This is a genomic window from Treponema primitia (genome assembly GCF_046533075.1).
Classification (GTDB): Bacteria; Spirochaetota; Spirochaetia; order Treponematales; family Breznakiellaceae; genus Termitinema; species Termitinema primitia_B.
The window spans coordinates 59,778-69,756 of sequence record NZ_JAJQRB010000009.1; the positions used below are offsets into that span (position 1 = coordinate 59,778).

The 9,979-nt window shown below is 53.7% G+C and carries 10 protein-coding genes; 4 read left to right on the forward strand and 6 right to left on the reverse strand.

Annotated elements, in window-relative coordinates:
• Window positions 1-331: 331 nt before the first annotated feature.
• The 5 genes from LQZ19_RS02085 to LQZ19_RS02105 all read right to left on the reverse strand — a co-directional run bounded on the left by LQZ19_RS02085 (window position 332) and on the right by LQZ19_RS02105 (window position 4,462).
• Window positions 332-544 (reverse strand): TOBE domain-containing protein, encoded by a 213-nt coding sequence (locus LQZ19_RS02085; protein ID WP_411045978.1) that lies wholly within the window; start codon window positions 542-544, stop codon window positions 332-334.
• A 10-nt stretch (window positions 545-554) separates the two neighbouring features.
• A complete protein-coding gene (locus LQZ19_RS02090; RefSeq protein ID WP_411045979.1) occupies window positions 555-1,634 on the reverse strand; it encodes a sulfate/molybdate ABC transporter ATP-binding protein in 1,080 nt (359 codons plus the stop codon).
• Window positions 1,634-2,302, reverse strand: a complete 669-nt coding sequence (gene modB, locus LQZ19_RS02095) for a molybdate ABC transporter permease subunit (protein WP_411045980.1) — start codon at window positions 2,300-2,302, stop codon at window positions 1,634-1,636. The genes LQZ19_RS02090 and modB overlap by 1 nt, the downstream gene beginning before the upstream one ends.
• Window positions 2,303-2,305: 3 nt before the next feature.
• A complete protein-coding gene (gene modA, locus LQZ19_RS02100) occupies window positions 2,306-3,160 on the reverse strand; it encodes a molybdate ABC transporter substrate-binding protein (protein WP_411045981.1) in 855 nt (284 codons plus the stop codon).
• 174 nt (window positions 3,161-3,334) lie between these two features.
• Window positions 3,335-4,462: a glycosyl hydrolase family 18 protein gene (locus LQZ19_RS02105; protein ID WP_411045982.1), complete on the reverse strand. Its 1,128-nt coding sequence runs from the start codon at window positions 4,460-4,462 to the stop codon at window positions 3,335-3,337.
• A gap of 67 nt (window positions 4,463-4,529) precedes the next feature.
• Between LQZ19_RS02105 and LQZ19_RS02110 the strand changes: the two genes are divergently transcribed.
• The 4 genes from LQZ19_RS02110 to LQZ19_RS02125 are packed head-to-tail and all read left to right on the forward strand — an operon-like array spanning window position 4,530 to window position 8,008.
• The gene (locus LQZ19_RS02110) at window positions 4,530-5,348 is read left to right on the forward strand and encodes a pantothenate kinase (protein WP_411045983.1); all 819 of its coding nucleotides are present in this window, start codon (window positions 4,530-4,532) and stop codon (window positions 5,346-5,348) included.
• 27 nt (window positions 5,349-5,375) lie between these two features.
• Window positions 5,376-6,299 carry an ankyrin repeat domain-containing protein gene (locus LQZ19_RS02115; RefSeq protein WP_411045984.1) on the forward strand — a complete coding sequence of 308 codons (924 nt, stop codon included), beginning with the start codon at window positions 5,376-5,378 and terminating at the stop codon, window positions 6,297-6,299.
• Window positions 6,284-7,105, forward strand: coding sequence for a Sir2 family NAD-dependent protein deacetylase (locus LQZ19_RS02120; RefSeq protein ID WP_411045985.1), 822 nt, complete (start codon window positions 6,284-6,286; stop codon window positions 7,103-7,105). The genes LQZ19_RS02115 and LQZ19_RS02120 overlap by 16 nt, the downstream gene beginning before the upstream one ends.
• Window positions 7,106-7,108: 3 nt before the next feature.
• The gene (locus LQZ19_RS02125) at window positions 7,109-8,008 is read left to right on the forward strand and encodes a hypothetical protein (protein WP_411045986.1); all 900 of its coding nucleotides are present in this window, start codon (window positions 7,109-7,111) and stop codon (window positions 8,006-8,008) included.
• Here LQZ19_RS02125 and gltX read toward each other — a convergent pair.
• The gene (gene gltX, locus LQZ19_RS02130; RefSeq protein ID WP_411045987.1) at window positions 8,001-9,482 is read right to left on the reverse strand and encodes a glutamate--tRNA ligase; all 1,482 of its coding nucleotides are present in this window, start codon (window positions 9,480-9,482) and stop codon (window positions 8,001-8,003) included. The two genes, LQZ19_RS02125 and gltX, sit on opposite strands and share 8 nt — an antisense overlap.
• Window positions 9,483-9,979: the final 497 nt, after the last annotated feature.

Sequence of the window (9,979 nt, forward strand, 5' to 3'; positions counted from 1 at the left end):
CAGCATCCATTTCCATATTTCCCCCTAAATCCTGAAGCACATCAATAATATACCCAGATTGCCCTGTCAAATACTGACATACCAGCGAGATATTCCCCGACCCCGTTTCGTATGGTGAAGTGAAACAGCCGGAGTTAAACCCTCCGCGCACAGGCGCCGGTGGGGTGGGGAATCCCCAGCGCGGGATATTTGGAATTCCCCGCTGTAGTAGACCCGCGCAGCGGGGCTGCGGAAGCGGACTCTACAAGCATCCCGCGCTGGGGATTCCCCACCCCACCGGCGTTTTTCCGATGAAGGTATTATACCCCAACGGTTTCAGAAACCTGTGGTTTCAGTGATCAATCCCGATCATCACCGAAGTAGCCTTAACAATAGCATAAGCCTCGCCCCCCACCTTAAGCCCCAGTTCCTTGATAGCGTCCAAAGAAATAGTAGAGGAAATCCTATTCCCCCCTCCGATATCCAGTACGACAATACCGTTTACCGACCCTTCCTTGATACTTATCACTTTCCCCTTAATCTGATTCCGTGCACTAATTTTCATACCGACCCTCCTATGGCGTATCCTCACCCAGGAGCAGAATCGCCTCCGGGGGAATAAAGAGCCATTCAGGTATTATACTATCAACATACTTACTGTACAACCACCAAAACTCTTCACGTGATTCCGGTCCCGGGGCATCGGCATTGGTAAAGAGGACAATATGTTCAAAGGGCGATTCGGAGCGCTTGGTAACATTGATACGTACCCGGTTATGACCCTTCGGATCGGCGTCGCCTGAAACCGGAACAAAGTCGTGGGCCCGGATACCTATGTGGGTGATCCTTCGCGGCGTTTCCAACGAAGTTTCTTGGGGCAGACGGAGTGTGAGGCCCCAGTTTTTGGCGTATACTTCCCGCTCCCCGGTCCGGGTAATGGGGGAAATATTTTTGCATCCCGTAAGACGGGCGGTCAGTACGGTTCCGGGGTTCAGGAAAAGCCGGCGGGTATTCCCCTGGGCAAGGGACTGGCCATTGTCCATCACCAGGAGTTCATCGGTGATCTTATAGACCTCGTCCCGGCTGTGGGTAACCATGATGATATCCCTATTGACCCCCAGCAGTTCCAGGAGTTGGAGCTGCATCTGTTCCCGGAGAAAGGTGTCCAGGGCAGAGAAGGGTTCGTCCAGGAGTATCACCTCCGGTTCCCGGATGAGCATACGGGCCAGGGCGCACCGTTGCTGCTGCCCTCCGGAAAGATGGGCGGGATAGCGATCCTCCAGGCCCTCAAGACTGAAGCGGTTCAGCCAGACCCGGGCTTTGGCGGTATTTTCGTTCCGCCGGCCCGGCAGTCCGGTGATGATATTGCCCAATACGGTCATCCGGGGGAAGAGGGCGTAGTTCTGGAAAAGGTAGCCCACCCGCCGTTCCTGGGGTTTAAGGTTGATCCCCGTGGCGGAGTCAAAGAGGACCCGCCCGTTAACGGAGATGTGGCCCTCGTCGGGGCGCTCAATACCGGCTATGCACTTGAGGGTCATGCTTTTTCCGCAGCCCGAAGCGCCCAGTATACCCAGGCAGCCATCGCGGCTTTCAAACTCCGTCTCAAGCTGAAACTGACGGGACAATCGTTTGCGGAGTGAGACCTTAATGCTCATTACTTAACCCGCTTTTCTTGTACGGTAAGGTAATTCATCAGGGCTACCACCGCAAAGGAAAAGATCACAATGATAAGCACATAGTTATAGGCAATGTCCATGTCCCCGGAGGAAACTGCGGAGTAGATCGCCAGGGGCAGGGTGCGGGTTCTGCCGGCAATGTTTCCGGCGATCATGGCGGTGGCGCCGAATTCACCCAGGCCACGGGCAAAGGCCAGGACACCGCCGGAGGCAACTCCGGGCATGGCGGTGGGCAGGCTTATCTTCCAGAATATCTGCCATTCCGAAAAGCCCAGGGTCCGGCCCGCGTAGATAAGATTCTGGTCCACCTGTTCCAGGGCGCCCCGGGCGGAACGGTACATCAGGGGAAAGGAGATAGCCACCGCCGCCAGGACCGTGGCCCCCCAGGAAAAGGCAATTTTGATACTGAAAAAATCGAGGAAAAATTTCCCCACCGGTCCCCGTACTCCAAAGATGTACAACAGAAAAAATCCCGCCACCGTAGGGGGCAGGACCAGGGGCAGGGTGAGGAGACCATCCAATATCATTTTCCATTCCTTCCGGCGCATCCCGGCGACCAGTTTAGCCGCCAGGAGCCCCAGAAAAAAGGTCACCACAATCGCCGCCGTGGCAGTTCGTATGGATATCAGTATGGGCGATATATTCATTACTTAATTATTAGCGGAAAACCCGAAGTTCTTGAATATCCCCAGCCCCTCGGGGGAGGCGAGGAAGTCCACCAGTAATTGTGCTTCCTTAGGATGAGCGGAGGCCGCCACGATCCCTACGGGATAGATGGCCTTCTGATGGCTGCCCGCCGGAGCTTCCGCGATGATCTCTACGGTTTTGACGGAGATCGCGTCGGTACCATAAACTACCCCCACATCGGCGCTGCCCTGAGCTACCCAGTTGAGGACCTCGGTAACGTTGGTTCCCAGGCTGGGGTTGGCAGCCTGCACCGCATCCCAAATTCCCAGATTCGTAAAGGCTTCTTTGGCATACTGGCCCGCGGGTACACTGGCGGGATCGCCCAGGGCGATGGTTTTTGCCAGGGTAATATTCTGGAAACTTGTAACCGGGGTGCTTGTTCCCACCGGTTTAATCAGAACCACTTTATTTTCCAGCAGGGGCTTTACGGTATCACCGGAAACCAGGCTCTTGTTTATCAGGTTGTTCATCTGGGTGGGAGCGGCGGACATGAATACATCCGCCCCAAGGCCCCCTTCAATCTGGGTCTGGAGCTTGCCGGAACTGTCGTAGGTCCCCTCCAGGGTGATCCAGGGGTATTTCTGCTGGAATTGCGGGATAAGCTGTTGTTCAAAAGAATTCCGCAGGGAAGCCGCCGCCGCCACCAGGATGGTGACCGGGGCTTCTTTTTGCTGAACCGCGGCCGGGGCTGCAGCTGGGGCCGGAGTCGGGGTTGCGGCCTTATCTTTCCCGCCGCCGGCAAAAACCGTTGCCGAGACCATACTAAACAGTACGGCAGCCAATATTACCTTAAAAATCCTTCCATTTCCTTTCTTCATTTCATAACTCCTTTTGGTTTCGTTCTATTACATTGTTTATTTATAGAGTAAAATTCAATTATATGCAATACAATCAAATAAAAATAAACAATAATGATACAAACACAAATGAATTAGATTATTTCCCCTATCCTTTTTCGCCTTCGGCACCTTTGCGGTTGAAACTTTTTAAGTTTATGAGTTTGAGTCTGCGTCTTTTTCGGTAATCTTGAGGAAATTCCAGATAGTTGAATCTTCTTGACCAAGGGACCAAAAGCCTATGGCCTTAACCCCCATATCCCGGTACATACCGCCCCGGAAGCTGAGGGAATAGATATCTTCGTAATAGACCGTAACCTTTACCGTGGTTTCGTAGCTAAAGGTGGGGATGCCGTTTTCCCGGACGACTTCGGTAATGGCATTTTCGCTCCTGATCCGTTCGATGCCCGAGTGGAAGTAGGCCCTAAAGGGGTTGAAGCTGCCCCAGGTACGGCCGTAAAAGGGCAGCCCCATGACTAGTTTTTCGGGCCCCACTGTTTTGAGGGCATACTCCGCAACGGAACGGCACCAACCCAGGGAAGCAATGGAACCGGGCTCGCTGGTGGACCAGTGTTCGTCGTAGGCCATCACAAATATCCGGTCCACCAGGGGTTTAATCTTCTGATAATCAAAAACATCATCGCTTAAGGTTTTACGCCGGGCGGGCAGGGCGATGGTGAACAGCTTATCCCCCAGGCCATTCCGCAGTTCCTGTAAAAAGGAAAGGAACCTATCCCCATCCCTGGCGGGGATGAGCTCAAAGTCGATTTGCAGGCCGTCGTAGGGCCCCGCAGCTTCCAGGAGATCCTCCACCAACTGCCGGTGGACCGCGCTTTCCGGTTCCAGGATGAAGTGGGCCAGGGAGCGGCTATTACAGGCTGCTACCAGATGGACACGCCCGGGAAAACGGCCGAGTTTTCGCCGGTTGGGAACGTCCGTAAGCTTACCATAGGTATCAATTTCGGCTCCAAAATAAACCAGGTCCGACAGGGGGTAATTAAGCTTGAGCGCCTGCTCCCGGCCTGCAATCAGGTACCCCCATACTTCGGTAAAATTCAGAATTGGCAGATTTTCGGCGTTCTCAGGAATTTCCCCATAGGTGAAGAATTCCTCCTCCTTCTCCTCTTCCTCCCCCAGGTTGTCCCGGTTTGTTACCGCTTCCACAGTATCCTGGGGCACAGATTCGGACAACACAGATTCCGGCGGCACAGGCTCGGGCAGCACGGGTTCAGGCGCCGAAGTACAGGAGAATAGGGTAAGAAGGAAGCAGAACAAAAAAAACATATCAGCGGGAGTATATGTTAAGCATTTGTTAATTGCAATATATACCGGTTTTTTGTTACAATGCCCTATGATCATAGGGATAGATATAGGCAGTACCACCACCAAGGCGGTTTCCATCGTGGCGGGGGAAAAGATACAAAAAATTAAAACCAAGGCCATGGATGCGGTAACCTCCGCCACCGGTGCTTTTGGTAAGATGTTAATGGAAAACGATTATAAAATTGGGGACATCAAGCGGATCATGATCACCGGCGCGGGGGCTTCAAAAATAAAAAACGACCTTTTTGGGATTCCTACCCAGCGGGTGGACGAAATTCAGTCCATCGGTATAGGGGGTATGTTCCTTTCCGGGGAGGACGATATTGTGATCACCAATATCGGTACCGGTACGGCGATTATCGACGCCCGGAAGGGTTCCATAAGCCACATGGGCGGCTCCGGAGTAGGGGGGGGGACCATACTCGGCCTGGCAAAGAAGTTGATCTCCACATCGGATTTTAATGGTATCATGGAACAGGCGGAATTGGGAAACCTTAACCAGGTGGATCTTAATATGGAAGATATCATGGATATGGACCTGAGTTTCCTGAACCGGGAAGCCACGGCCTCCAACTTCGGTAAGATGCTGGATACTGCGCGAAACGAGGATATAGCCATGGGGCTGGTGAACATGGTGTTCCAGGTTATCGGTATGCTTTCGGTTTTCGCGGCCAAGAGCAAGCGTACGGACCGGGTTATCGTTACCGGGAATGGCAGCCATAATCCTATCGGCAAGAAAATCCTGGATGCCATAACCGTTATGTACGCGGTACATTTTGAGTATCCCGTGGACGCCGAATATACCACCGCCATTGGAGCGGGGCTTTCCTATAATCGAGAGATGTAATACATATTGTAATACAAGAGGGGGTTTATGGTGAAAATAGTGATGCTCCACGACGGGGATGGCAGGAAAATTGCCGGGGATCTGCTTAAGCAGATAAAAAGTCAGAAAATAAACGGGGAAGCTTTGCTCCTGGAAGGGGCCTGGGAGTCCGGGGAACCCCATTTAGGGGAAGCCCTTGCGGATGCCACCCATGTGATGGCGATTTTCCCCAATACCGCCGGCCTTGGTCCTTCCGGCCCTTCCTGGTTTAGTTTTGCTGCGGGCTTTGCCCGCGGCGCCCATCTGCCCCTGGTGTCCTATGGGGAAGGCGCCCTTTCCCTGGCCCCGCAGCTTACAAAGGATCTGGCCCTGTTTAAAACCGATGCGGAGTTTCTGGCCTATCTGGCCCGGGAAGCGGAGGAGTGGACCCGGGAGCATACCCTGAAACAGGCGCGGATAAGCCTGCTGGAAAAGGGCATACCGGTTACGGCGGATTCCCTGGGGCGCTGTATCGCGGAAAAAAACGACGAAGCGGCGGCACTTTTTCTCCAGACCGGGTTTTCAGCGGATACCCTGGACAAAAACGGGGTTCCCCTGCTCTGTCTTGCCGCCCGTTCCGGCGCCCGGGAGATTGTAAAGCTGCTCCTCAAGAACGGCGCCACGGTAAATCTCCTGGCCCGGGATCGCGGCGGTTCCGCCCTTATCGACGCCGCCCTGGGAAAACACAGTGATATTCTTGGGGATCTCCTCAATGCCGGCGCCGATGTGAATGTTAAGAGCAAGGACGGCCAGTCCGCCATCATTATTGCTGTGGGGCTTAACGACGAGCCCACAGTAGAACTGCTCCTTAAGGCGGGGGCCAATGTTGATGAGCCCGACAGCCTTGGGGCCAGCGCCCGGAAGTATGTGGTCCTCTTTAACCGGCCCGGTATGGTTAAGCTCTTCCAGGAGTATGCATGTCCGAAGATATAAAGAAGGATGTTGCCCTGCTTTTTGAGCGTATCTCCGCCGCCAAGTATTTTGTAACCCTCACCGGCGCCGGGGTTAGTACCCTGTCGGGGATCCGGGATTTCCGTGGAAAAAACGGTCTCTACAACGACCAGGATGCGGTATTTCCCCCGGAGAAGATCTTCGATATCGATTATTTTCACCGTGATCCTTCTTTCTATTACAAAGCTTCGGCGGACTTTATCTACAATGTCCATGAGCGGGAACCTTCCATAGTGCACAAAACCCTGGCCCGGCTTGAACAGAAAGGCTTTCTGAAGAGCCTTATTACCCAGAATGTCGATCTCCTCCACCAGAAGGGGGGGAGCAAACGGGTGATCGAAATCCACGGCTCTCCGTCGGTACATTATTGTCTCCACTGTTCCGACCTTTCCCGGGTGGAGACCCTGGCTGCGGCGGGCGCCGGTCTGCCGGAAAAAGACGGCGACCTTATGGGCTTTGACGAAGCCGCCGCCGTGGTTAAAGCCGGAGAGCTTCCCCGCTGTAAAAAGTGCGGTGAGGTTCTCAAGCCGGCGATCACCTTTTTTGGGGAAGCCCTTCCGGTGTTGGCGCTCCAGTCTGCCGAGTCCGAAGCGTCCCGGGCGGATCTGATGCTGGTCCTGGGAACAACCCTCACGGTCTATCCCGCCGCTGCTATTCCCCAGATTACCCAGCGCCGGGGCGGGGATTTGGTTATCGTTAATAACATGGAAACCCCCATGGACCGGTATGCGTTTATGAAATTTGAAGATCTTGGAAGTGTCTTTGAGGAACTTTCAATTTTACTATAAGTTATGGAGGAATCAACGATGAAGTTTGAACGGAATGTCCTGGTAGTTTTTCTGCTTATTGCCCTGTCTGCCCCGGCGCTCATGGCCGAGTCTTTTAACGCCATGAGTCTTTCCGGAGCCACCGGCCTGTATACGGTTCCCACCGGACGGATCGGTTGGACGAATGATACGAAGATAGGCCTGGATATTGGGTACCATACCATCATTGCAACGGAACATAATTACTTTAACAGTTCGAATTTGCTAAACACCGATGACGATGATGTTGGTCTGAACCATATAGCCAAGATTGGCGCCGGGTTTTTTAAGTGGGCGGAGCTTTTCCTTGCCTTTGATTTTCAGCCATCCTATAATCTTCCCGGTGATGATAATGACAGCAACACCGATCTGATTACGGGTTTTAAGATTCAGCTGCCGGCAGCGGCCACCGATGTAGCCTTGGGCGGCAATTTCCAGGCCCTGAATTTGGGGAATAAAGAATTTAGCTACCAAACCTTTCAGCTTTATGCAGCCGTAACCTACGAGGGTACTTTCTTTACCCTGCCCGCGGAAACTACGGTGGCCCTGGGGAAGACCTTCAATTTTAACAATGATCATGATGTTTCACAGAAGGACTTTAATTTCGATTTTGGCATGGGCTTTGACTTGACCATCTTCCCCAAGGCCATACCGGAATTTTTCCACTGGATCATAGACTATTCAAACTTTTCTTATTCAGCAAATCCCTGGGGCGCCGATTCAGAGTACCGGGGTACCCTGAATACGGGGCTTCGCCTCAATTTTGGATCCATCCCGGCCCTGAAAAAAGCAAAATTTACCTTTGATTTTCTCCTAACCGATGCTTTTGACGCAGACTACCGTTCCTTCTCCCTTGGGCTGGCTGTTGGTGTACCCCTTATGTAGCTCCTAAGCCGGAAAGAGCGGCGTCCACCCGTGCCAGCGCCCGTTCCGTTCCCAATATACGCAGGGAGCCAAAGAGGGGCGGGCTGACACGCGAGCCGGTAATGGCTACCCGCAGGGGCATCAGGAGATCCCCAAGTTTTACATCCGCTTTTTCCGCCGCAGCTTTGATAATCGCCTCCGCCTCTTCGTCATTCGATTCGGCCAGGGGCTTTACCAGTTCCCGGCCCAGCTTCAAAAGCCGGATCGCCTGGGCCAGATCCGCCTTTTTGGGGATAAATTCCTCCGCTGCGGGAATCGCCGGTTCGCCGAACAGGTAACGCAGTTTTTCTGCTGCCTCGTGGAGGAACACAAGCCGTTCCTTGATCAAAGGCATGGCGGCGATAAATTTACTGCGTTGTTCCGCGCCGGGCTCCGTTCCCGCCTCGCCGAAAAGACCCGCAGCAATACTGTATGGCAGGGCCAGGGCGGCAAGCTCTTCATCGCTTTTCATCCGTATGTATTGGCCGTTGTACCATTCCAGTTTTTTATAGTCAAAGATCGCCGGGGCCTTGTTGAGCTTGTCCAGGCTGAAACGCTCCGCCAATTCCTCCGGGGTATAGATTTCCCTGCCCTCCTCGTAGGAGGCCCCCAGGAGGGCCACATAGTTGAGCAGCGCCTCCGGCAGATAGCCATGGCGGCGGAACTCGTCAATGCTGGTAGCGCCGTGGCGTTTGCTGAGTTTTTTGCCGTCCTGACCCATCACCATGGGGAGGTGGCAGAACACCGGGTGTTCCCAACCGAAAGCCTTATATAGAATTACGTGCATGGGGGTAGAGGAAAGCCATTCCTGGGCCCGGAGCACGTGGGTAATTTCCATGAGATGATCGTCCACAATGTTGGCCAGGTGGTAAGTGGGGAAGCCATCGGACTTGAGGAGCACCGGGTCGGGGCTTACATCATCGTTTTTCCACTCGATATCCCCCAGAAGCTGATCCCGGAACTTGGTTGTTTCGCCAAGGGGTATTTTAAGGCGGATAGTATAGGCTTCCCCGGCCAGTGCCCGCGCCGCCGCTTCCGCCGGGGGAATGTCCCGGCAGTACCGGTCATACCCTGACTCACTTGAATGGGCAGCCTCCCGTTCAGCGCGGATTTTGTCCAGCCGTTCTGCGGAACAGAAACAGTAATAGGCCCGGCCTTTTTCCACCAGTTCCAGGGCGTATTTTTTGTACAGCCCAAACCGTTCGGATTGTATGTACGGGGCAGAGCTTCCGCCCACATCCGGGCCTTCATCCCAATGGATACCCAGCCAGGAAAAGGTATCGTAGAGGTTTTTGACGAACACCTCGTCATACCGGGTCCGGTCCGTATCCTCCAGGCGGAGTATAAAGCGCCCCCCCTTAGAGCGGGCGAAAAGGTAGTTAAACAGGGCGGTTCGTATCCCCCCTATATGCTGAAGCCCCGTAGGGGATGGCGCGTAACGGTCTCGTATGGTCATAGTAGCCCGATGATACTACAAAAACGAAATTCATGCAACTTTCGCGCCCTCCCGGGAAAAACCTGGGACCTCCCAGAGGCTAAACTTGACCCACAAATCAATGATGATTACTTATCACGAAGAAATTTCTAACCGCGAGGTCGCAGAAGGCGAAGAAAGGGAAGAAAGGGGGAAAAACATGAGATTTTTCGGTATTTCCCTCCTCATTTTTTCTTCGACTTCTTCGACTTTGCGGTTTTTCTTATTTGTGGGTCAAGTTTAGCCCAGAGGGTCCCCTCAGGCTTTTCCCTCCTGCCACCCCACTCCATACTAATTGAAGGCGCGCTCCCGTGCCTCGTAGGCGCATGGCTCCACCAGCGCCTGTACGACTAGCCTGTGTTTGAGCGCATTTTCCAGGAGCCGGAAACGCCTAACTAAGTTTAGCGCATTGTTTAGCCGGCGCTGGCGGGCGGAGGGAGGGGCATCCCCAACCGAGCACATAAGGAATTCCTCGCTGG

Excerpts from the sequence above, each read along its gene's own strand:
- modA (WP_411045981.1), bottom strand. The coding sequence starts at position 3,160 with ATGAAGAAAGGAAATGGAAGGATTTTTAAGGTAATATTGGCTGCCGTA.
- modB (WP_411045980.1), bottom strand. The coding sequence starts at position 2,302 with ATGAATATATCGCCCATACTGATATCCATACGAACTGCCACGGCGGCG.
- LQZ19_RS02105 (WP_411045982.1), bottom strand. The coding sequence starts at position 4,462 with ATGTTTTTTTTGTTCTGCTTCCTTCTTACCCTATTCTCCTGTACTTCG.
- LQZ19_RS02115 (WP_411045984.1), top strand. The coding sequence starts at position 5,376 with ATGGTGAAAATAGTGATGCTCCACGACGGGGATGGCAGGAAAATTGCC.
- LQZ19_RS02110 (WP_411045983.1), top strand. The coding sequence starts at position 4,530 with ATGATCATAGGGATAGATATAGGCAGTACCACCACCAAGGCGGTTTCC.
- gltX (WP_411045987.1), bottom strand. The coding sequence starts at position 9,482 with ATGACCATACGAGACCGTTACGCGCCATCCCCTACGGGGCTTCAGCAT.
- LQZ19_RS02120 (WP_411045985.1), top strand. The coding sequence starts at position 6,284 with ATGTCCGAAGATATAAAGAAGGATGTTGCCCTGCTTTTTGAGCGTATC.
- LQZ19_RS02085 (WP_411045978.1), bottom strand. The coding sequence starts at position 544 with ATGAAAATTAGTGCACGGAATCAGATTAAGGGGAAAGTGATAAGTATC.
- LQZ19_RS02090 (WP_411045979.1), bottom strand. The coding sequence starts at position 1,634 with ATGAGCATTAAGGTCTCACTCCGCAAACGATTGTCCCGTCAGTTTCAG.
- LQZ19_RS02125 (WP_411045986.1), top strand. The coding sequence starts at position 7,109 with ATGGAGGAATCAACGATGAAGTTTGAACGGAATGTCCTGGTAGTTTTT.